At 69.1% G+C, this 20,445-nt stretch carries 20 protein-coding genes and 1 tRNA gene; 12 read left to right on the top strand and 9 right to left on the bottom strand.

What is annotated here, in order from left to right; all coding sequences use genetic code 11:
* Positions 1–26 precede the first annotated feature (26 nt).
* Complete coding sequence (gene abc-f, locus ACZZZB_RS19485) at positions 27–1,625, top strand: ribosomal protection-like ABC-F family protein (protein ID WP_056005615.1); 1,599 nt, start codon at positions 27–29, stop codon at positions 1,623–1,625.
* 80 nt (positions 1,626–1,705) lie between these two features.
* Here the strand turns inward: abc-f and ACZZZB_RS19480 are convergent, their stop codons facing one another.
* From ACZZZB_RS19480 to ACZZZB_RS19470, 3 genes are read right to left on the bottom strand one after another with little or no spacing between them, the layout of a single operon-like run.
* On the bottom strand, positions 1,706–2,554 hold the full coding sequence (locus ACZZZB_RS19480; protein ID WP_137241655.1) for an SURF1 family cytochrome oxidase biogenesis protein: 849 nt from the start codon (positions 2,552–2,554) through the stop codon (positions 1,706–1,708).
* Positions 2,551–2,775, bottom strand: coding sequence for a hypothetical protein (locus ACZZZB_RS19475; RefSeq protein ID WP_430890923.1), 225 nt, complete (start codon positions 2,773–2,775; stop codon positions 2,551–2,553). The genes ACZZZB_RS19480 and ACZZZB_RS19475 overlap by 4 nt, the downstream gene beginning before the upstream one ends.
* Positions 2,772–3,080, bottom strand: coding sequence for a DUF3099 domain-containing protein (locus ACZZZB_RS19470; RefSeq protein ID WP_086473255.1), 309 nt, complete (start codon positions 3,078–3,080; stop codon positions 2,772–2,774). Before ACZZZB_RS19470 ends, ACZZZB_RS19475 begins: the two co-directional genes overlap by 4 nt.
* A 161-nt stretch (positions 3,081–3,241) precedes the next feature.
* Between ACZZZB_RS19470 and fabG the strand changes: the two genes are divergently transcribed.
* Entirely contained in the window at positions 3,242–3,952 is a 711-nt protein-coding gene (gene fabG / locus ACZZZB_RS19465) for a 3-oxoacyl-ACP reductase FabG (RefSeq protein WP_079705970.1), read from the top strand.
* Positions 3,953–4,010: 58 nt separating this feature from the next.
* On the opposite strand, the gene serB is transcribed toward fabG, so the two are convergent.
* Positions 4,011–4,706: a phosphoserine phosphatase SerB gene (gene serB, locus ACZZZB_RS19460; protein ID WP_191941118.1), complete on the bottom strand. Its 696-nt coding sequence runs from the start codon at positions 4,704–4,706 to the stop codon at positions 4,011–4,013.
* Complete coding sequence (locus ACZZZB_RS19455) at positions 4,703–5,947, bottom strand: glucose-1-phosphate adenylyltransferase (protein ID WP_064296946.1); 1,245 nt, start codon at positions 5,945–5,947, stop codon at positions 4,703–4,705. Before ACZZZB_RS19455 ends, serB begins: the two co-directional genes overlap by 4 nt.
* 45 nt (positions 5,948–5,992) lie before the next feature.
* Between ACZZZB_RS19455 and glgA the strand changes: the two genes are divergently transcribed.
* From glgA to ACZZZB_RS19440, 3 genes are all read left to right on the top strand, one after another.
* Positions 5,993–7,174 (top strand): glycogen synthase, encoded by a 1,182-nt coding sequence (gene glgA, locus ACZZZB_RS19450; RefSeq protein WP_086473253.1) that lies wholly within the window; start codon positions 5,993–5,995, stop codon positions 7,172–7,174.
* Positions 7,175–7,237: 63 nt separating this feature from the next.
* Positions 7,238–8,050: an ABC transporter ATP-binding protein gene (locus tag ACZZZB_RS19445; RefSeq protein WP_085510924.1), complete on the top strand. Its 813-nt coding sequence runs from the start codon at positions 7,238–7,240 to the stop codon at positions 8,048–8,050.
* A gap of 157 nt (positions 8,051–8,207) precedes the next feature.
* Complete coding sequence (locus ACZZZB_RS19440; protein ID WP_056005588.1) at positions 8,208–8,456, top strand: type B 50S ribosomal protein L31; 249 nt, start codon at positions 8,208–8,210, stop codon at positions 8,454–8,456.
* 72 nt (positions 8,457–8,528) lie between these two features.
* Here ACZZZB_RS19440 and ACZZZB_RS19435 read toward each other — a convergent pair whose 3' ends face one another.
* On the bottom strand, positions 8,529–9,302 hold the full coding sequence (locus ACZZZB_RS19435) for an exonuclease domain-containing protein (RefSeq protein ID WP_191941120.1): 774 nt from the start codon (positions 9,300–9,302) through the stop codon (positions 8,529–8,531).
* A gap of 104 nt (positions 9,303–9,406) precedes the next feature.
* Here ACZZZB_RS19435 and ACZZZB_RS19430 point away from each other — a divergent pair, with 104 nt between their 5' ends.
* Positions 9,407–10,309 carry an alpha/beta fold hydrolase gene (locus ACZZZB_RS19430; RefSeq protein ID WP_137241650.1) on the top strand — a complete coding sequence of 301 codons (903 nt, stop codon included), beginning with the start codon at positions 9,407–9,409 and terminating at the stop codon, positions 10,307–10,309.
* Between the two features lie 4 nt (positions 10,310–10,313).
* On the opposite strand, the gene ACZZZB_RS19425 is transcribed toward ACZZZB_RS19430, so the two are convergent.
* Positions 10,314–11,216 (bottom strand): Sir2 family NAD-dependent protein deacetylase, encoded by a 903-nt coding sequence (locus tag ACZZZB_RS19425; RefSeq protein ID WP_079705976.1) that lies wholly within the window; start codon positions 11,214–11,216, stop codon positions 10,314–10,316.
* Positions 11,217–11,354: 138 nt separating this feature from the next.
* Here ACZZZB_RS19425 and ACZZZB_RS19420 point away from each other — a divergent pair, with 138 nt between their 5' ends.
* The gene (locus ACZZZB_RS19420; protein ID WP_138947103.1) at positions 11,355–12,158 is read left to right on the top strand and encodes a TrmH family RNA methyltransferase; all 804 of its coding nucleotides are present in this window, start codon (positions 11,355–11,357) and stop codon (positions 12,156–12,158) included.
* 85 nt (positions 12,159–12,243) lie between these two features.
* Positions 12,244–13,488 carry a D-alanyl-D-alanine carboxypeptidase family protein gene (locus tag ACZZZB_RS19415; RefSeq protein WP_463530505.1) on the top strand — a complete coding sequence of 415 codons (1,245 nt, stop codon included), beginning with the start codon at positions 12,244–12,246 and terminating at the stop codon, positions 13,486–13,488.
* 39 nt (positions 13,489–13,527) lie between these two features.
* Here the strand turns inward: ACZZZB_RS19415 and ACZZZB_RS19410 are convergent, their stop codons facing one another.
* Positions 13,528–14,337, bottom strand: coding sequence for an SGNH/GDSL hydrolase family protein (locus tag ACZZZB_RS19410; RefSeq protein WP_079705978.1), 810 nt, complete (start codon positions 14,335–14,337; stop codon positions 13,528–13,530).
* A 148-nt stretch (positions 14,338–14,485) separates the two neighbouring features.
* Between ACZZZB_RS19410 and ACZZZB_RS19405 the strand changes: the two genes are divergently transcribed.
* Entirely contained in the window at positions 14,486–16,303 is a 1,818-nt protein-coding gene (locus ACZZZB_RS19405) for a DEAD/DEAH box helicase (protein ID WP_240043850.1), read from the top strand.
* A gap of 343 nt (positions 16,304–16,646) precedes the next feature.
* Here the strand turns inward: ACZZZB_RS19405 and ACZZZB_RS19400 are convergent.
* Positions 16,647–16,730, bottom strand: a tRNA-Leu gene (locus ACZZZB_RS19400).
* Positions 16,731–16,906: 176 nt separating this feature from the next.
* Here ACZZZB_RS19400 and ACZZZB_RS19395 point away from each other — a divergent pair.
* From ACZZZB_RS19395 to mshC, 3 genes are all read left to right on the top strand, one after another.
* Positions 16,907–18,226 (top strand): M20/M25/M40 family metallo-hydrolase, encoded by a 1,320-nt coding sequence (locus tag ACZZZB_RS19395; RefSeq protein WP_086473246.1) that lies wholly within the window; start codon positions 16,907–16,909, stop codon positions 18,224–18,226.
* 114 nt (positions 18,227–18,340) lie between these two features.
* Positions 18,341–19,165, top strand: a complete 825-nt coding sequence (locus ACZZZB_RS19390; protein ID WP_463530504.1) for an undecaprenyl-diphosphate phosphatase — start codon at positions 18,341–18,343, stop codon at positions 19,163–19,165.
* Positions 19,162–20,400, top strand: coding sequence for a cysteine--1-D-myo-inosityl 2-amino-2-deoxy-alpha-D-glucopyranoside ligase (mshC, locus tag ACZZZB_RS19385; RefSeq protein ID WP_194644636.1), 1,239 nt, complete (start codon positions 19,162–19,164; stop codon positions 20,398–20,400). The genes ACZZZB_RS19390 and mshC overlap by 4 nt, the downstream gene beginning before the upstream one ends.
* Positions 20,401–20,445: the final 45 nt, after the last annotated feature.

Genomic DNA, 20,445 nt, shown 5'->3' with positions numbered 1-20,445 from the left:
CGCACCCGAAGAAATGGACTATGCCTGTGCTGAGTGTGCACGACCTCGAGATCCGCGTGGGGGCACGCGTGCTCATGGAGCACGTGAACTTCCGCGTGTCCGCCGGCGACAAGATCGGCCTCGTCGGCCGTAACGGTGCCGGGAAGACGACCCTGACCAAGACGCTGGCTGGGGAGACCCTCCCGACGAACGGCAAGATCGATCGCGGTGGCGAGATCGGTTACCTGCCGCAGGACCCGCGCTCCGGTAACCCGGAGGACCTCGCCCGCACCCGCATCCTCGATGCGCGCGGTCTCGGCCAGCTCGCGCTCGGCATGCACGAGTCCAGCATGGCCATGGCGAGCGACGACCCGAAGGTGGCGGAAGCCGCCATGAAGAAGTACGGCAACCTCACCGACCGGTTCAACGCGCTCGGCGGGTACGCCGCAGAGGCCGAGGCGGCCTCCATCGCATCGAACCTGAACCTGCCCGACCGCATCCTCGATCAGCAGCTGAAGACGCTCTCGGGTGGACAGCGTCGCCGCATCGAACTCGCGCGCATCCTCTTCTCCGACGCCGAGACGCTCATCCTCGACGAGCCGACCAACCACCTCGACGCCGACTCGGTCGTCTGGTTGCGTGAGTTCCTCAAGCAGTACAAGGGCGGGTTCATCGTGATCTCGCACGACATCGAGCTCGTCGGCGAGACGGTCAACCGGGTCTTCTACCTCGATGCGAACCGCACCGTCATCGACATCTACAACATGAACTGGAAGAACTACCAGCGTCAGCGCGAAGCCGACGAGGAGCGCCGGAAGAAGGAGCGCACCAACGTCGAGAAGAAGGCGACGGCGCTGCAGCTCCAGGCGGCCAAGTTCGGTGCGAAGGCCAGCAAGGCGGCCGCAGCCCACCAGATGGTGGCTCGCGCCGAACGAATGCTCTCCGGGCTCGAGGAGGTCCGCGCGCAGGACCGCGTGGCCAAGCTGCGGTTCCCGACCCCGGCGCCCTGTGGCCGGACGCCGCTCATGGCGAGCAACCTGTCGAAGAGCTACGGGTCGCTCGAGATCTTCACGGCCGTCGACCTCGCGATCGACCGTGGCTCGAAGGTCGTCATCCTCGGATTCAACGGTGCGGGCAAGACGACCCTGCTGCGGATCCTCGCCGGAGTGGACCAGCCCGACACCGGGCAGCTCGAGCCCGGGCACGGCCTGCGGATCGGCTACTACGCGCAGGAGCACGAGACGATCGACGTGAAGCGCAGCGTGCTCGAGAACATGGTCTCCTCGTCGCCGAACATCACCGAGATGGAAGCGCGCAAGGTCCTCGGCTCGTTCCTGTTCACCGGCGACGACTCCAACAAGCTCGCGGGCGTGCTGTCCGGTGGCGAGAAGACGAGACTCGCTCTCGCGATGATCGTCGTCTCGGGCGCGAACATGCTTCTTCTGGACGAGCCGACCAACAACCTCGACCCGGCCAGCCGGCTGGAGATCCTCGACGCGCTCGCCCACTACGAGGGTGCCGTCGTGCTCGTGAGTCACGATGAGGGCGCCGTCGAGGCGCTCAACCCCGAGCGGGTGCTCATCCTGCCCGACGGCGTCGAGGACCACTGGAACAAGGACTACCAGGACCTCGTCAGCCTGGCCTAGCGCCAGCGGGCCAGCGCGCCCGGCCCGTGAGCATCACGGGCCGGGTATGCCCCGTCCGTCGACGGCTCGGGGCAGTCGGGTCAGCGACTCGCTTCGAGGATCTCATCCTCGATGTCGGCGTCGGACCGTGCCTTCGCGGCGAGCCGTTCGGCGCGCGCAGCCGCACGCCGTTGCTCCTTCGGGTCGTCGGAGTTCAGGATGCGGTACTCCTGACGGATGGCATAGGCGAGGAAGATGAAGCCCATCAGCGCGAAGACCACCCATTGCAGCGCGTACGAGAGGTGCATCCCCTCGTTCGGCTCGGGCTTGATCGGACCGAGCGGTGCCGCCTCGGCAGGCGCCGGGCTCTCCGAGAGGAGCATGCCGTACGCACCGGAGTAGAGCGTCTCGCCGCGGAGTTCGGCGATCTGCGGGAGGTTGATCGTGGCCACCTGGCCGTCGGCGGCCCCGCGGCCCGGGAGCGTCGGTTCGCCGGGTCGGATGCGGACGACGACCGAGACCTCACCGCTCGGAGGCGCCGGGATCGATTCGGGTGCTTCGAGTGAATCGTTCGCAGCGACCCAGCCACGGTCGACGATGAACACGTCTCCGTTGGCAAGTCGGAGCGGCGTGAGGACGTTGAAGCCCGCCTGGTTGTTCCGGGGACGGTTCCGCACCAGCAGCTGTTCGTCAGGCAGGTAGGTACCGCTCATCGACACCGGGTGCCATTCGTCGGCCACGCTGAAGGAGTCGAGCGACGGCAGCGCTTCGTCGAGCGGGATCGGGGTCGCGTCCCAGTTGGTCTCGATGCGCTGGACCTCCTCCTCCTTCTCGCTCGCCCGGGCGAGCTGCCAGTTGGAGAGGAGGACGCACACGATCGCGAACACGATCGCCACGCCGAGGTAGCCGAGCCAACGGCGGCTGAAGGCGAACCGCCAACCCGCGCTCATGAGCCGACCTCCGACGCCAGCGGACGCCGCTCGAGCGGGAAGGAGCGGGCTTCGAGGAAGGCCTCCAAGAAGTCGACGTGCTCGTCGCAGGCGGTCCAGACCTTCACGCGGTCCTCCGCGTGGATCTTCGGATTGCGCCACTCGATCCGCCAGCTCGCCGCCGCGCGGCAGCCGGCCCGCGAGCAGATCACGCCGTCGGGCTCGGCACCGAACCCGATCATGCCTGGTCGGCCGGACGAGGCGGAACCGAGTCGTCGACGATGATCGGCCGCTGGGATACGACGACACCGGTGGGGCGCTCGATGGCCCCCTGTGACGGCAGCGACCCGGCGTTCGCGATGATCACGGCGACGTACGGCAGGAAGATGGCACCGGCTGCGACCGCGAACATCCAACCGCCCTGGACGAACGGGAGCGCAGCGAGGCAAAGCAACCGGACACCCATGGTGATCGAGTACTTGATGAGCCGCTGCCGGCGCTCCTGTTCGGGAGCCGGTGGGAGGGAGGTGATGCTCTGCTGCTTCATGCCATGACCAGCCTACGCGCTCGGCGGGTGGGCGAAGCCCCCAAATCACCGGGAGAAAGGGAGTACCCCCATATGCTTGTACGGGTCCGCGGCCGGAACGCCGCGCGCCCCGACGGCCGCCGCACGAGTCGGCCGGTATCGCCGCAGGAGAGGAATCGACCATGACCGCACCACGCACCGTACTCGTCACCGGAGGCAACCGGGGGATCGGCTTCGCCATCGCCGAGGAGTTCGTCGCGCAGGGTCACCGCGTCGCCGTCACCGCACGATCCGGCGAGGGCCCCGCGGGCACGTTGACGGTCCGCGCGGACGTCACCGACGCCGCCTCCGTCGACGCGGCGTTCACCGAGATCGAGTCGGAGCTCGGGCCGGTCGAGGTGCTCGTCGCGAACGCGGGCATCACGAAGGACACCCTGCTCATGCGGATGAGCGAGGACGACTTCGACCAGGTGGTCGACACGAACCTCGGCGGCTCCTTCCGCGTCGTCAAGCGCGCGTCCAAGGGCATGCTCAAGGCACGCTTCGGGCGCATCGTGCTCATCTCCAGCGTCGTGGGCCTCTACGGGTCCGCCGGACAGGTCAACTACGCGGCCTCGAAGAGCGGCCTCATCGGCATGGCGCGATCCATCACCCGCGAACTCGGTGCACGTGGGATCACGGCGAACGTGATCGCCCCGGGGTTCATCGAGACCGACATGACCGCCGAACTGCCCGCCGAGACCCAGGCCGAGTACAAGAAGAGCATCCCGGCAGCGCGTTTCGCGAGTGCGAACGAGGTCGCGAAGGTCGTCACGTGGATCGCCGGTGACGACGCGGGCTACATCTCCGGCGCCGTGATCCCGGTCGACGGCGGCCTCGGCATGGGTCACTGACCCGGGCAGCACCGCACCGAGCAGAACCCGACCTCGGGCGCTGACACCGACGCGCGGATCAGAGCCCGAGGAGCGGGAGGACGCCGGCGAGGTCGACCCGCCCGGCGACGAGGTCGGCATGGCGGCGGACGATCGGCTTCGCGTTGAACGCGACCGAGAGCCCGGCGACGGCCATCATCTCGAGGTCGTTGGCTCCGTCGCCGATCGCGATCGTCCGTGCCAACGGCACGCCGTCCTCGTCGGCCCACTCCTGCAGTGCGGCCGCCTTCGCCGCCGCGTCGATGATGGGACCGCTGAGGCCTCCCGTCAACCGACCGTCGGCGGTCTCGAGGCGGTTCGCCCGCACGTGGTCGAGGCCGAGTGCCTCGGCGAGCGGGTCGAGCAGTTCATGGAACCCGCCCGACACGACACCGATCCGCGACCCGTGCGCATGCAGCCGGCCGATCAGCGTCTCCAGGCCGGCCGTCGTCCGGATCCGTTCGGCGATCACCGGGATCCGGTCGACGGGCAGGCCCGCGAGCGTCGCGACCCGGGCCCGGAGGCTGTCGGCGAAGTCGAGGTCACCGCGCATGGCGCGCTCGGTGATGGCGGCGACCTCGGGGAGGCTGCCGACCTCCTCGGCGAGCAGCTCGATCACCTCGTTCTCGATGAGCGTCGAGTCGGCGTCGAGGACCGCGAGGAACCGGACACCTCGTCCGGCCTGTGGGGGGAGTGCTGCTTCGGGATCCGCCACTGCCGAACGCTCGGTACTCATGGAACGACGCGTACTCCCTTGCCAACCACGGTGAGACCGGATTCGGTGACGGTGAAGCCGCGAGCGCGGTCACGGTCGTGGTCGACACCGACGCTCGCGCCGGAGGTGACCACCACATCCTTGTCCAGGATAGCCCGCTTGACGACGGCGTCCGGTTCGATGTGGACCTTGTCGAACACGACCGAGTCGGAGACGTGGGCGCCGGATTCCACGAGCGCCCACGGCCCGAGGACACTGCGCTCGATGTGGGCACCGGACAGCAGCGAACCGAGGGAGACGATCGAGTCGATGGTCTGGCCGAGGTTGCCCTTCGCGTCCCGCACGAACTTCGCCGGCGGCGAGTTCAGCTGCGAACTGAAGATCGGCCAGTCGCGGTTGTACAGGTTGAAGATCGGGAGCGTCGAGATGAGGTCCTGGTGGGCCTCGTAGAACGACTCGATCGTCCCCACGTCGCGCCAGTAGTAGCGATCGCGATCCGTCGATCCGGGTACATCGTTCCGCTGGAGGTCGTAGACGCCGGCCTCGCCGCGATCGACGAAGTACGGGACGATGTCGCCACCCATGTCGTGGTTCGAGCTCGTCACCTCGCCGTCGTCGATGACCGCCTGCATGAGTGCGTCGGCGTCGAAGACGTAGTTGCCCATCGAGGCGAGCACTTCACCGGGGGAGTCGGGCAGGCCCGGCGCGTCGAGCGGCTTCTCGAGGAAGCGGGCGATGGTCGTCGGGTCGTCCGCGTCGACGTCGATGACGCCGAACTGGTCGGCGAGGGAGATGGGCTGACGGATCGCGGCGACCGTCGCCTTCTTGCCCGAGGCGATGTGCGCCTCGATCATCTGCGCGAAGTCCATGCGGTAGACGTGGTCGGCGCCGACGACCACGACGATGTCGGGCTTCTCGTCGCGGATCAGGTTGAGGCTCTGCAGGATCGCGTCGGCGGATCCGCTGAACCAGCGCTTCCCGAGACGCTGCTGCGCCGGCACGGACGCGACATAGGAGTCGAGCAGGCCGGACAACCGCCAGGTCTGCGAGACGTGGCGGTCGAGGCTGTGGGACTTGTACTGGGTGAGGACGACGATCTGTGTGAGTCCCGAGTTGATGAGGTTCGACAGCGCGAAATCGATCAGGCGGTACTGCCCGCCGAACGGTACGGCCGGTTTCGCGCGGTCTGCGGTCAGCGGCATCAACCGCTTCCCTTCCCCACCAGCGAGGACGATTCCGAAGATCTTCTTTGAGGCGGCCATGGCTTCACAATAGATGCCGGACGAGACCTGTACTAGCGTCTAGACATGCGAGTTGATCTTGTGACAAAGGAGTACCCGCCGGAGATCTACGGCGGCGCAGGCGTCCACGTGTCGGAGCTGGTGAAATCCCTCCGCAGCGACATCGACGTGACCGTGCGCTGCTTCGGCGCGCCACGCGACGAGGCCGACACCGTCGCGTACGGTGTCCCGGCCGAGCTCCAGGGGGCGAACGGCGCCCTCACGACACTCGGGACGGACCTCCTGATCGCCCAGGACGTCGCCGGGGCCGACCTCGTGCACTCGCACACCTGGTACGCGAACGGCGCCGGTCACCTCGCGTCACTGCTGCACGGCATCCCGCACGTCGTGACCGCGCACAGTCTGGAACCGCTCCGCCCGTGGAAGGCCGAGCAGCTGGGCGGTGGGTACCGCGTGTCCAGCTGGATCGAGCAGTCCGCCTACGAAGGCGCCGCGGCCGTCGTGGCGGTCAGCGACGGCATGCGTCGCGACATCCTGCGGTCGTACCCGAGCCTCGACCCGGCCAAGGTGCAGGTCATCTACAACGGCATCGACCTGACCGACTGGCAACCACGCGTGGACGACGAGCTGCTGCGGTCCCTCGGTATCGACCCGTCCCGTCCCTCCGTCGTCTTCGTCGGTCGGATCACCCGTCAGAAGGGGCTGCCGTACCTGCTCCGCGCGGCCCGATTGCTGCCACCCGACGTGCAGCTCATCCTGTGCGCCGGCGCTCCCGACACCCCCGAGATCCTCGCCGAGGTCAAGGGGCTCGTCGAAGAGCTGCAGCGCGAGCGCACCGGGGTCGTGTGGATCGAACGACTCCTCCCGCGTCACGAGCTGTGCACCGTCCTCACCGCCGCCACGACCTTCGTGTGCCCATCGATCTACGAGCCGCTCGGCATCGTCAACCTCGAGGCGATGGCCTGCGGTGCCGCCGTGGTCGGGACGGGGACCGGCGGCATCCCGGAGGTCGTGCAGGACGGTGTGACCGGCAGGATCGTCCCGCTCGCGCAGGCGTCCGACGGCACCGGCACCCCGCTCGACCCGGAGCGTTTCGTCGCCGACCTCGCCGCCACCCTCACCGAGGTCGTCCAGGATCCCGCCCAGGCGAGGGCCTACGGGGCCGCTGGTCGCCGACGCGCGGAGTCCGACTTCAGCTGGTCGCGCATCGCCACCCAGACGGCGGAGCTCTACCGCAGCCTGGTCTGAACCACCTGCGGACACCTCGGAGGACGGCGACGCGCGACGAGTCTTGGCGGATAGGCTAGGACCATGCCGAGCGTGTTGCAGTTCTCCGATGTGTCCGTCGTCCGCAATCTCAACCCCATCCTCGATGGCGTCGACTGGACGGTGACGGGCGACCAGCGATGGATCGTCCTCGGCCCGAACGGCGCCGGCAAGACGACGCTCCTGCAGCTCGCGGCCACGCTCATCCACCCCTCGAAGGGCACGGTCTCCGTGCTCGACGAGACGCTCGGCCGGGTCGACGTCTTCGAACTGCGCCCACGCATCGGCTTCGCGTCCTCCGCCCTCGCGAAGCGGGTGCCGCCGGAGGAGACCGTCCTGGACGTCGTGCTCACGGCGGCCTACTCGGTCACCGGGCGCTGGGTCGAGCAGTACGAGGACATCGACGTGAAGCGCGCGTCGCGGGTCCTCGCCGAATGGAAGCTCGACCACCTCGCCGACCGCCGCTTCGGCACACTGAGCGACGGCGAGCAGAAGCGCGTGCAGATCGCGCGGGCCATCATGACCGACCCCGAACTCCTCCTGCTCGACGAGCCGGCCGCGAGCCTCGACCTCGGCACGCGCGAGGAGCTCGTCGAGCTGCTGGGCGGCTACGCGAGCGCCGACGACTCACCGGCGATCATCATGGTGACCCACCACGTCGAGGAGATCCCCGTCGGCTTCACCCACGTCCTGCTCGTTCGCGACGGCGGCATCGTCGCCGCCGGCCCGATCGCCGAGACACTCACGGCCGAGCACCTCAGCGAGACCTTCGACCTCCCGATCGAGCTGAGCGAGGAGGACGGCCGGTTCCACGCCCGCTCCGTCCGCGCCGGACGCTCGGCCGTCGCCCCCTCCTGACGGCCACGACTCGGCGAGTCGTCCTCGGCTGGCGAGCAGACGCGCGCCGAGTCTGGTAAAGTCGACCTTTGGCTCGCGGAGCCAAGAGCTTTCTGCCTCGTGCCTGGAGTTCCGAGCGCGGGTACTACCCACACCATCCACTCAACAAGGACTGCTGATGAAATCTGACATCCACCCCACGTACGAAGCCGTCGTCTTCCGCGACCTCGCCTCCGGCGCGACGTTCCTCACGCGCTCGACGGTCTCGTCGGGCAAGACGATCGACCTCGACGGCGTCACCTACCCGGTGATCGACGTGGAGATCTCGTCCGAGTCGCACCCGTTCTACACGGGCAAGCAGCGCATCATGGACTCCGCCGGTCGCGTCGAGAAGTTCAACCAGCGCTTCAAGGGCTTCGGCAAGTAGTCCTTCAGCTGGAATACACGAACGCCCCGATCCTCGGATCGGGGCGTTCGTCGTCGTGGCGAGCCGTACAGCTCAGATGCCGATGGGCAGCTGGTCCGCTGGGACGATGATCGGCGCCTCGGGTCGGGCGGCAGGGCGTCCCGTGCGGATGGGCCAAGCACCGTCGGCGACGAACTCGGGATCGCGCACGCGGCGCATGTAGGACTGGAAGCTCTCCGCCTGCTCGAGCGACCAGGTCCGCTGGGCCTCGTGCAACTCGTCGACGCTCGTCGGCAGGGCGTCGGCATGAAGCCGACCGATGGCTTGAGCGACGCGTCCGGCGGCGACGGCGTCCACCCCCGCGTCATGCGCACCCTCGAGCGGAACGCCGTGTAGGGCGGCGACGACCTCGAGCGTCCGCTTGCCGCGCCGGAAGGTGTCGAGCCGCCGGTCGAGGATCAGCGGGTCGACGACGGGGGACGGGTCGGCGATCGACGTCACCCCGTGTCGCTCCGCCTCGAAGTGCAGGAGGGAGAAGTCGTACGGAGCGTTGTAGGCGACCACCGGGGTCCGCGCGGCGAACAGCTCGGTGAGGACGGCGACGATCTCTCCGACGACGGCCGGCGCCGGACGCCCCTCCGCCCGGGCCCGCTCCGTCGTGACGCCGTGGATCTCGGCGGCGCGAGCGGGGATCTCGACCCCGGGATCGGCCATCCACGACCACGAACGTTCGACCGAACCGTCCGCGGTGATGACACCGACGAAGGCGGTCACGATGCGACTCGTCTCCACCTCGATGCCCGTCGTCTCGAGATCGAAGACCGCCAGGCGGTCCGTCCAGTGGGGATTCGCATCGACCGTGTTCACGCCTTCACCCTATGACGCACCTCCGACAGGGTCCTGTGCCACGCCGGGGCGGCACGGTCCGCGTCGTCGGGTGAACGCGGAGCCGGACTGCCTAGACTGAGTGGATGCCCGTCGAATCACCGTACGCCGACCAGCTCGACCGCATCCCCGTCCGGGAGCGCTCGCTCATCGTGGACGGAGCCGAGACCCGGTTCTGGGACTACGGCGACCACGAGGCGTCGACGACGATCGTCATGGTGCACGGGTTCCGGGGTGACCACCACGGCCTCGAACCGGTCGTCGCGCAGCTCTCCGGGTTCCGGATCATCGCTCCGGACCTCCCCGGCTTCGGCAGCTCGGCTCCCTTCCCGGAGGCCACCCACTCCGTCGAGGGGTACGCCGCCTGGCTGGGACGGTTCATCGAGGAACTGCACCTGACCGGCCGTGTCGTCCTGCTCGGGCACTCGTTCGGCTCGATCGTGTCGAGCGCCGCCGTCGCCGGGGGACTCCGACCGGATGACCTCATCCTCGTGAACCCGATCGCCGCCCCGGCGCTCCAGGGTCCTCGAGGTGTCCTGACGAGGCTCGCGGTCTTCTACTACTGGTCGTCCGCGAAGCTCCCGAAACGCCTGGGATTCGCCTTCCTCCGGAACAAGGGTGTCGTGCGCATCATGAGCGTCGCGATGTCGAAGACGAAGGACCCGACGCTCCGTCGGTGGATCCACGCCCAGCACGACCAGTACTTCAGCGCCTTCGCCGACCGGGAGGTCGTCCTCGAGTCGTTCACCGCCTCGGTCAGCCACGACGTCAGCGAGTACGCCGACCGGATCCCGAGCCGCACGCTGCTCATCGCCGCCGAGCGTGACGACATCACGCCCGTGGCCGCGCAGTACGCGCTCGCGAAGCGGTTCGCCGACGCGCAGCTGCACGTCATCCCGGGCGTCGGACACCTCATCCACTACGAGGAGCCGCACGACGCGGCGCAGCGCCTCACCGCGTTCCTCGCGGACGACCGCACCGACGCCTGAGGCGTCAGGCGTCGGTCGCCTCCTGCGAGACGACGCTCGTGAAGGCGGACGGGACCAGGCGAGCGGCGATCCCGGTGAGCGTCTCACTGGCACCAGCGTCGAGCTTCACGTCCGCGCGGCCGTCCGCCTTCGTGACGCCGCGGTTGATGACGACGATCGGCAACCGCTTCCGGCGGGCGAGTTCGAGGAGCCGGATCCCCGAGTTGACCACGAGGGAGGAGCCGGCGATCACGAGTGCGTCGGCGCCGCGCACGAGTGCTGCCGCCTCGGCGTACTTCTCCGTCGGGATGAACTCGCCGAAGAAGACCACGTCCGGCTTCAACATGCCACCGCAGACCGTGCACACGGGGACGACGATCTCGTCCACGCGCCCGACCTCGGCATCGCCGTCCGGGTTGATCGTCACGTCCGTCTCGGTGTCGAGCCACGGGTTCAGGTCCGTCATGCGCTCCGCGATGCTCGACCTGGCGTAACTCTGCCCGCAGGAGAGACAGCTGACGCGGTCCATCGACCCGTGCAGGTCGACGACGCGGCGCGAGCCGGCCCTGACGTGGAGGCCGTCGACGTTCTGCGTGATGACGCCGTCGGCGATGCCTGCCTCCTCGAGGAGCGCGATCGCCCGGTGGCCGGCGTTCGGGCGAGCGCCGTCGAACCGCTTCCACCCGAGGTGGCTGCCGGCCCAGTAGCGCTTGCGCGCGGCGTCGTCGTTGGACAGGAACTGGTCGACCGTCATGGGGGTCCGGACCGGAGCGCCCTGGCCCCGGTAGTCGGGGATCCCGGAGTCCGTGCTCACGCCGGCCCCGGTGAGAAAGGCGACACGGCGATCCGCGAGCAGCTCGATCGCCCGTTCGAGCCCGGCCTCGGCCGTCTCGTCAGCGGGATCCCCTGCTGCGATCAGCGTGCTCATGCCTGCTCCGTCCATCCGTCCGCGATGATCGGAGTGCTCCGGGCCATCGCTTCCCCTGAGTCTAAACGGCCTCGTTTTCGATCGTGTTCCCACTCTGGCAAGGTGGAGGTCGAACATCGCGTCGAGAGGACGTCTCCCATGCAGGTCATCCGGATCACCGATCTCGACGACGGACGACTCGACGACTACGCGCGACTGACGGACGTCGCCCTCCGCCGGGTGTCCGAACCCGCTGGTGGCCTGTACATCGCCGAGTCCACGAAGGTCATGGAACGTGCGCTGCGCGCCGGGCACCGACCGCGATCGGTCCTGCTGCAGGAGAAGTGGCTCGAGGACGTCTCGCCACTCCTCGAGGACCACGACGTCCCGGTCTTCGTCGGCGAGCCCGCACTCCTCGAGCAGCTGACGGGCTTCCACCTGCACCGGGGAGCCCTCGCGGCGATGCACCGCCCACCGCTCGCCGATCCCGCCGAACTCCTCGCCGACGCCCGCCGGGTGGTCATCCTCGAGGACATCGTCGACCACACCAACGTCGGCGCCATCTTCCGCTCGGTCGCCGGCCTCGGTGCCGACGCCGTCCTGATCACCCCGCGCTGCGCCGACCCGCTGTACCGCCGAAGCGTCCGCGTCAGCATGGGCACGGTCCTGCAGGTGCCGTGGACCCGCCTGCCGGAATGGGACGTCGCTTCCGGCGTCCTGCGGGATGCCGGCTTCGAGACGGCCGCCTTGGCCTTGGCCGACGATGCCGTGGACCTCGACACCTATGCTCGGACCGCGCCGGAACGACTCGCCATCGTGCTCGGCGCCGAGGGTGACGGTCTGAGCGCCTCGGCCCTCGCCGCCGCCGACACGATCGTGACCATCCCGATGCTCCACGGCGTCGACTCGCTGAACGTCGCGTCGGCCAGTGCCGTCGCCCTCTGGGAGCTCCGGGTCCGCTGACCACGGTCCCTCGCTGCCCGAGGACCACCCGGTCGGCGGCACGTCGCGACAGGGTACGCGCAGGAGCGCCGGGTAGCATGACCGGGTGCCACTCACGAGACGACAGATCTACCGCCGCCGCCGTCTCGCCGTCTTCGGTGTCCTCGCCCTCCTCATCGGGGTGTTCGGGTACAGCGCAGGCGCGCTGCTCCGCCCGGTGCCGGCCGCGGCTGCGACGCTCGATTCCAGCGACGCCCTCACCACCTCGCTCGTCCAGCAGACCACACCGGTCGCCTGGCCCGGATTCGGGCGGGGCGCCATCGGTGCCGTCGGGTTCGACGGCGTCCTGAGTTCGAGTGGCGAGCAGACGCCGTTCCCCATCGCGAGCATCACGAAGACGATCACCTCCCTCGTCGTGCTGGAGGCCAAGCCGCTCGCCGCGGGAGATCAGGGCCCGTCCATCACGCTGACCGACGCCGACGTCGGGTTCTACTACGACACCATCGCGGAGAACGGTTCAGCGGCACCCGTCGTCGCCGGGTCGGTGTTCACCCAGCGGCAGATGCTCGAAGCACTGCTCCTCCCGTCGGCGAACAACTACAGCATCTCCCTCGCCGTCTGGGCCTTCGGTTCGGTCGACGCGTACCTCGACGCGGCGCGCGCCTGGCTCGATGCACGTGGGCTGACGGGCACGACCGTCACGAACACGAGCGGCCTGGGCGAGACGAACGTCAGCACCCCGAGCGACCTCGTGACCATCGGCAAGCTCGTGCTCGCCGACCCGGTGCTCTCGTCGATCGTCAAGGAGCCCACGGCGGTGCTGCCCGCCATCGGCGAGGTCGAGAACACGAACGCCCTCCTCGGCCAGTACGGGGTGACCGGCATGAAGACGGGGACCGACGACGCCTCGGGCGCCTGCCTGCTGTTCTCCGCCGACCTCCAGGTGGCGGGGCGGACGGTGACCGTCGTCGGCGTCATCCTCGGTGCCGACGACCACACCGTGCTCAACGAGGCCGTGGTCTCCCTGTTGCAGAGCGTGCCGGCCGGATTCCACCAGGTCCAGCTCGCCACCGCCGGGCAATCGGTCGGCTCCTACTCGACCGCGTGGGACCAGGCCGCGAAGGTCGTCGTGGCCTCCGACGCCTCCGTGCTCGTCTGGCAGGACACCCCGATCACGGTCGAGAGCCGCGCCAGAGCCATCGACGCGGGTGCCGCCGGTTCGACGGTCGGGAAGCTCAGCTACACCGTGGGGGCGGGCGCGGAGGGCGGCGCGGCGACGATCGACGTCCCGCTGGCCCTCGACGCGGACGTCGCGCCGGTCACGCCCTGGTGGCGCCTGACCAACCCGTGACCGCAGCAGACGCCGGAGCCCGGGTGATCGGCCGGACGGTCAGACGTCGAGTTCCTGGTCCTGCGCTGCGACCGTGAGGAACGGGCCGGCGAGCGGTCGCTTGGCGGTGATGTGGTCGCCGGACGACTGGTGCCGCACCCGACGGAGCACCCACGGCACGAGGTACTCGCGCGCCCAGGCGAAGTCCTCGGTCCGGGCCTGACGCCAACGCCTGACGGGGAGCGGCTCCGGCTGCAGCGGCTTGAGGTCGTTCTCGACGTTCAGCGCGTGCAGGACGAGGCGGGCGACCTCGTGGTGGCCGAGCGCGTTCAGGTGTAGGCGGTCCGGTGCCCACATCCGCGGATCCTGGATCGCCTGGAGGGCCCACTGGTCGGCGATGATGCAGTCGTGTCGGGCGGCGATGGCCCGCAGGTTCTCGTTGTAGATCGCGACCTTGCCGCGGATGCTCCGGAAGACGGGGGAGAAGCCGACGTCCACGCCGGTGAACAGCACGACCGTCGCTCCGTCGCTCCGGAGTCGGATGATCGCCTGCTCGAGTCGTCTGGCGATGTCGTCGGGGTCGGTGCCGGGCCGGATCACGTCGTTGCCGCCCGCCGAGATCGTGATGAGGTCCGGGTGCAGCTCCAGGGCCGGCTCCACCTGGTCGTCGAGGATCTGCTGAGCGAGCTTGCCGCGCACCGCGAGGTTGGCGTAGGCGAAGTCCGAGTTCTGCGCGGCCAGCACCTCGGCGACGCGATCGGCCCATCCGCGGTGCCCGCCCGGCGCCCCAGGCTCAGGATCGCCGATCCCCTCCGTGAACGAGTCGCCGATGGCGACGTACCGCGACCAGGGATGGTGCTGTTCGGTCATGGGTGGTTCCTCCTGCTGTGCATCCGGAACCTCCAGCGTACGCCCGCCCCTCGGCTGGCGGATCAGTCGCGAGTCGGACATCCGGATGGGTGTCGGGGACGCACACGATGGTCGGCGGTGTCGGTGCGGCCGGGTACAGTGGTCTCCAGTGAACGCGGAAATCTCTTCGACCCAGCACCTGGGCGGGTCCGCAGCCGAACACCTCTCACCGGCCTTCCCGGAACGCGCAGCGTGGGGCACGGCGAGCAAGCTTCGAGCCTGGCAGGCCGAGGCGCTCGAGCAGTACTTCACGACCGAACCCCGTGACTTCCTCGCGGCGGCGACACCGGGCGCAGGCAAGACGACGTTCGCGCTGCGGCTCGCCTCCGAACTCCTCCATCGCGGCACGATCGACCGCATCACGGTCGTCGCCCCGACCGATCATCTGAAGCGCCAGTGGGCCGAGGCCGCGAGCCGGGTCGGCATCCGCCTCGACCCGAACTTCGCGAACCGCGACCAGGTCTTCGGCCGCCACTACCACGGTGTCGCGGTCACCTACGCCCAGGTCGCGGCGAACCCGCCAGTGCATCAGCGCACGACCGATTCGGGTCGCACCCTCGTCATCCTCGACGAGGTCCACCACGGCGGCGACGCCCTGAGCTGGGGCGACGGCATCCACGAGGCCTTCTCTCGGGCGACCCGTCGCCTGTCCCTGACCGGGACCCCGTTCCGGTCAGACACGGCACCGATCCCGTTCGTGGTCTACCAGCCGGACCACCAGGGCATCCGGACCTCCGTCACCGACTACAACTACGGGTACGGTCGCGCACTCCAGGACGGGGTCGTCCGTCCGGTGCTCTTCATGGTCTACGCCGGCCACATGCGCTGGCGGACCAAGGCCGGCGACGAGATGGAGGCCCGCCTCGGCGAGGGCAACACGAAGGACATCACCTCCGCGGCCTGGCGCACCGCCCTCGACCCCCAGGGTGACTGGATCCCGGCGGTCCTGAAGTCCGCCGACCTCCGACTGTCCGAGGTCCGTCAAGCGGTCCCCGACGCCGGCGGACTCGTGATCGCCACCGACCAGACGACCGCGCGAGCCTACGCCGCCATCCTGCACGAGCTGACGGGGGAGCAGCCCACGATCGTCCTCTCAGACGAGAAGGAGGCCAGCGACCGGATCGCCGACTTCTCGGGGAACACCAAGCGCTGGATGGTCGCGGTCCGCATGGTGTCGGAAGGCGTGGACGTCCCACGACTCGCCGTCGGCGTCTACGCGACGTCGTCCGCCACGCCGCTGTTCTTCGCGCAGGCGATCGGGCGATTCGTCCGGGCACGTCGACGCGGCGAGATCGCGAGCATCTTCCTCCCGAACGTGCCGAACCTGATGGCCCTCGCTGAGAAACTCGAGCTCGAACGCGACCACGCACTCGACCGCCCGAGCGACCCGGACGCGGAGGGCGACCTCTTCAACCCGGAGGACGCGATGATGGCGGCCGCGGAGCGCGAGGACAAGGCTTCCGACTCACTCCTCGAGGAGTTCACCTGGCAGGCCGTCTCCTCGGACGCGCACTTCGACCGGGTGGTGTTCGACGGCGACGAGTTCGGCGAGCTCGCCCAGCCGGGCACCGAGGAGGAGTTCGACTTCATCGGGTTCCCCGGGCTCCTCGAGCCTGAACAGGTGCACGAGCTGCTCGTGCAGCGCCAGAGCCGCCAGGCCAAGCGCGGGGCGTTCGTCGACAAGAACGCCGCCTCGCCGAGTCCGCAGGCGGACATCCCCGCTCCGCTCTACCGCACCCTCAAGGAGCAGCGCCAGGTGCTCAACACCCTGGTCGGCCTCTACGCCAAGCACACGAAGGAGCCGCACGGACTCGTGCACGCCGAACTGCGACGCGTCTGCGGCGGCCCCGCCGTGGCACAGGCGAGCGTGACGCAGCTGCAGTCGCGCATCGACCTGCTCCGTCGGCGCCTGGGCCACGGGCACTGAGGACAGCGCTTCTTCTCGCGCGCGCGTTCTCCTGCATCGCGGTCAGCCCGCCGGAGCTGCCCTTCGACAGGCTCAGGGACCGGCGTGTTCCGGACGGAGCTCTCCCGGTCACTGAGCTTGTCGAAGTGCCCACGAGGGCCCCTGCTCCGACCACCCTTCGACAGGCTCAGGGACCGGCGGAGGATGCTCAGGGACCGGCGGTGCAGGCTCAGGGACCGGCGGAGGTGCGCCGGATTTCGCTCTGGCCGAAGACGATCTCGGGTGTCGGCGTGTCGTGGAGTCCGGCGGAAAAACAAGAACGGCCGGAGCTTTCGCTCCGGCCGTTCGCCGTCTCAACACGGTGTGCGCGAAGGGGGACTTGAACCCCCACGCCCGTAAGGGCACTAGCACCTCAAGCTAGCGCGTCTGCCATTTCCGCCACCCGCGCGTGTTGTGATCGTGTCCGGCTTTCGCTGGGCACGAGAAGAAACTCTAGCACGGATTTCGACAGCCGTTCACCACCTCGTACCGCCAGAGGATCTTCTCGACGGCTTCCGGCCGTGCGCCGACCGCGCAGAACGGGGGAGAGGTGCAGCGGTCAGGGCCGACGGGTAGCGTGGAACCATGACCTCCGGCTCAGACGCATCCGACCTCACGCTCGACGAGACCACGCGGATCGCGCGGGACCTCATCCGCATGGACACGACGAACTACGGTGAGGGCCGCTCCAACGGCGAGACGGAGGCCGCCGAATATGTCGAGGCGTACCTCCGCGACCTCGGTCTGGAGCCGGAGCTGATCGACGCCGCTCCGGGCCGGACCAGCGTGGTCGCGCGGGTCGCCGGTGCGAACCCCGAGAAGCCGGCGCTCGTCGTACACGGACACCTCGACGTGGTGCCTGCCGACCCTGCGAACTGGTCGGTGGACCCCTTCGGCGGCGAGATCAAGGACGGCCTGCTGTGGGGACGCGGGGCCGTCGACATGAAGAACATGGACGCGATGATCCTCGCGTCGCTCCGCGAGATCCTCGACAGCGGCCGCCGCCCGGAACGCGACCTCGTGATCGCGATGTTCTCGGATGAGGAGAACGGCGGTGTGTTCGGCTCGCACCACCTCGTGACGGAACGACCCGAGCTCTTCGCCGGCGCGACCGAGGCGATCAGCGAGGTCGGCGGGTACTCGATCACGTTCGGCGGACGCCGCTCCTACCTCCTCCAGACCTCGGAGAAGGCCCTCGTCTGGATCAAACTGGTCGCGACCGGACGAGCGGCCCACGGATCCCGCTACGTGCAGGACAACGCCGTCACCCGCCTCGCGGAAGCGGTGGCGGCCATCGGACGCACCGAGTGGCCCGTCCGACTCACCGACACCACCGAGCAGCTGCTCCGTGAGATCGCCACCATCCTCGGCACCACACCCGAACGGCTCGGCCCGGACGAGCTCGCCCTCGCGACGGGTACGGCCTCCGGCTTCATCCAGGCCTCGCTGCGCACGACGAGCAACCCGACCCTGCTGCAGGCCGGCTACAAGCACAACGTGATCCCCGATCGCGCCGAGGCGCTCGTCGACATCCGCACCCTGCCCGGCGAGGAGGACGCCGTGCTCGCGCGCGTCGCGGAGATCGTCGGTGAGGACATCGAGATCATCGTCATGCACCGCGACATCGGCCTCGAGACACCGTTCTCGGGTCCGCTCGTCGACGCGGTCGTCGAGACGCTCGGGCGCCACGACCCCGGCGCCCCGGTGCTCCCGTACATGCTCTCCGGCGGTACCGACAACAAGGCGCTGTCGCTCCTCGGCATCACCGGGTACGGCTTCGCTCCGCTGCGCCTGCCGGAACACCTGGACTTCCCCGCGATGTTCCACGGAGTCGACGAGCGCGTGCCGCTCGACGCGCTAGGGTTTGGCAAGCAGGTCCTCACGGACCTCCTCCTCGACTACTGACTTCCCACGGTCCGTCTTCGCGCCCTCCGAGCCGCGAGACGCTCCAGGAGCCGCCCCGCCGACGACTGCCGGATCCGGCCGAACACCAGCCATCCGGCTGCAGAAAGGTGCCCTGTGGACCTCATCAACGCCATCATCCTCGGACTCGTCCAGGGACTCACCGAGTTCCTCCCGATATCGTCGAGTGCGCACCTGCGCATCCTCGGCGAGTTCCTCCCGGGGGCGAAGGACCCTGGCGCGGCGTTCACGGCGATCACCCAGATCGGTACCGAGGCCGCCGTCGTGGTGTTCTTCTGGCGCGACATCGTCCGCATCATCTCCTCCTGGTGCAAGGCCCTCGTCGGCAAGATCCCGAGGGATGACGCCGACGCCCGCATGGGGTGGCTGATCATCATCGGCAGCGTCCCCATCGTCGTGCTCGGCCTGTTGTTCCAGGACGAGATCGAGACGACCTTCCGCTCACTGTGGATCGTCGCGATCATGCTCATCGTGTTCGGCATCCTGCTCGGTGTCGCCGACGCCGTCGGAGCGAAGAAGCGACGACTGAAGAGCCTGACCTACGGCGACGGCGCGATCTTCGGAGGCGCCCAGGCCCTCGCCCTCATCCCCGGTGTCTCCCGCTCCGGCGGCACGATCACGGCGGGGCTGTTCATGGGCTACGAGCGCCGTGCTGCGGCGCGGTACGCCTTCCTGCTCGCGATCCCCGCGGTGTTCGGCAGTGGCTTCTACCAGGTCTTCAAGAGCATCGGCGAGCCGAGCCCGTACGGACCGGTCGAGACGCTCGTGGCCACCATCATCGCGTTCGTCGTCGGCCTCGCGGTCATCGCCTTCTTCATGAGCTACATCTCGAAGCGCAGCTTCCTGCCCTTCGTCGTCTACCGCATCGTGCTCGGCGTCGTCCTGCTGGTGCTGCTCGGCACGGGCGTGATCAACGCGTGAGGGCCTGGTCCGCCCCGGTCGTCCCGAAGCTGCCCGGCTCCGGCACGGCCCCGTGTCTCTGGGACACCCCGAGCGCCGGTCTCATCGAGGCCTCTGCCGAACGTACGGCGCGGCTGTACGTCTGCGGCATCACCCCGTACGACGCGACCCACCTCGGCCACGCGTCGAGCTACCTCGCCTACGACACCCTGCAGCGCGTCTGGCTGGACGCCGGCTATGAGGTGCACTACGCCCAGAACGTCACCGACGTGGACGACCCGCTGCTCGAGCGGGCCAACGCGACCGGCGTCGACTGGATCGAACTCGCAGCCAGCCAGGTCGAACTCTTCCGAAGCGACATGGAACGCCTCAGCATCCTGCCACCCGAGGACTACGTCGCGGTCACCGAGGTCATCGGACCGATCGCCGACGCCGTCGCGCTGCTCATCGAGCGCGGTGTCGCCTACACGGTCGACACCCCGGACAGTGCCGCCGGAGACGACGTCTACTTCGACGTGCGCGCCGCGGCCGACGACGTCTGGCACCTCGGCGCGGAGAGCGGGCTCGACGAGGCGACGATGGCCGCGTTCTTCGCCGAGCGCGGGGGAGACCCCGACCGCGCCGGGAAACGCGATGCCTTCGATCCACTGCTCTGGCGGGCGGCGCGCGACGGCGAGCCGAGCTGGGAGTCACCCGTCGGCCAAGGACGCCCCGGTTGGCACATCGAGTGCTCGGTCATCGCCCTCCAGCACCTCGGATCCGACTTCACGGTCCAGGGTGGCGGCTCCGACCTCGTCTTCCCGCACCACGACCTGAGTGCCGGGCACGCCGCAGCGCTGTCCGGTCGCCCGCTCGCCAAGGTGTTCAGCCACGCCGGCATGGTCGCCTACGAGGGCACGAAGATGTCGAAGTCCCTGGGCAACCTCGTCCTCGTCTCACGCTTGGCCGCCGACGGAGCAGATCCCTCGGCCATCCGACTCGCGATCCTCGCGAACCACTACCGCAGCGACTGGGAGTGGCACGACGAGCACCTCGTCCTGGCCGATCGTCGGCTCGGGACCTGGCGTTCGGCCTTCGCGACGGACGCCGCGAGTGGAGCGTCCGCCGTCGAGCTGCTGCAGGCGATGCGGGTCCGACTGGCGGACGACCTCGACACCCCGGGTGCCATCGCACTCGTCGACGCCGCAGCGACGACCGGCGTCGACGACGCCGACCTCGCGCGGTCGGCCGTCGACGCGCTCCTCGGCGTGCGCTGAGCAGGACGGCGGCTCACCGAGGTCGCGCCACCGCGATGGAACCGG

Source organism: Plantibacter sp. AC185 (genome assembly GCF_979258065.1).
This window is presented reverse-complemented; position numbering and strand designations above follow the sequence as displayed.

Coding starts and splice junctions, on each gene's coding strand:
- ACZZZB_RS19470 (WP_086473255.1), bottom strand. CDS start 3,080: ATGAAGCAGCAGAGCATCACCTCCCTCCCACCGGCTCCCGAACAGGAG.
- ACZZZB_RS19430 (WP_137241650.1), top strand. CDS start 9,407: ATGCCCGTCGAATCACCGTACGCCGACCAGCTCGACCGCATCCCCGTC.
- ACZZZB_RS19410 (WP_079705978.1), bottom strand. CDS start 14,337: ATGACCGAACAGCACCATCCCTGGTCGCGGTACGTCGCCATCGGCGAC.
- serB (WP_191941118.1), bottom strand. CDS start 4,706: ATGAGTACCGAGCGTTCGGCAGTGGCGGATCCCGAAGCAGCACTCCCC.
- glgA (WP_086473253.1), top strand. CDS start 5,993: ATGCGAGTTGATCTTGTGACAAAGGAGTACCCGCCGGAGATCTACGGC.
- ACZZZB_RS19480 (WP_137241655.1), bottom strand. CDS start 2,554: ATGAGCGCGGGTTGGCGGTTCGCCTTCAGCCGCCGTTGGCTCGGCTAC.
- ACZZZB_RS19455 (WP_064296946.1), bottom strand. CDS start 5,947: ATGGCCGCCTCAAAGAAGATCTTCGGAATCGTCCTCGCTGGTGGGGAA.
- ACZZZB_RS19395 (WP_086473246.1), top strand. CDS start 16,907: ATGACCTCCGGCTCAGACGCATCCGACCTCACGCTCGACGAGACCACG.
- ACZZZB_RS19440 (WP_056005588.1), top strand. CDS start 8,208: ATGAAATCTGACATCCACCCCACGTACGAAGCCGTCGTCTTCCGCGAC.
- ACZZZB_RS19425 (WP_079705976.1), bottom strand. CDS start 11,216: ATGAGCACGCTGATCGCAGCAGGGGATCCCGCTGACGAGACGGCCGAG.
- ACZZZB_RS19475 (WP_430890923.1), bottom strand. CDS start 2,775: ATGATCGGGTTCGGTGCCGAGCCCGACGGCGTGATCTGCTCGCGGGCC.
- ACZZZB_RS19445 (WP_085510924.1), top strand. CDS start 7,238: ATGCCGAGCGTGTTGCAGTTCTCCGATGTGTCCGTCGTCCGCAATCTC.
- ACZZZB_RS19420 (WP_138947103.1), top strand. CDS start 11,355: ATGCAGGTCATCCGGATCACCGATCTCGACGACGGACGACTCGACGAC.
- fabG (WP_079705970.1), top strand. CDS start 3,242: ATGACCGCACCACGCACCGTACTCGTCACCGGAGGCAACCGGGGGATC.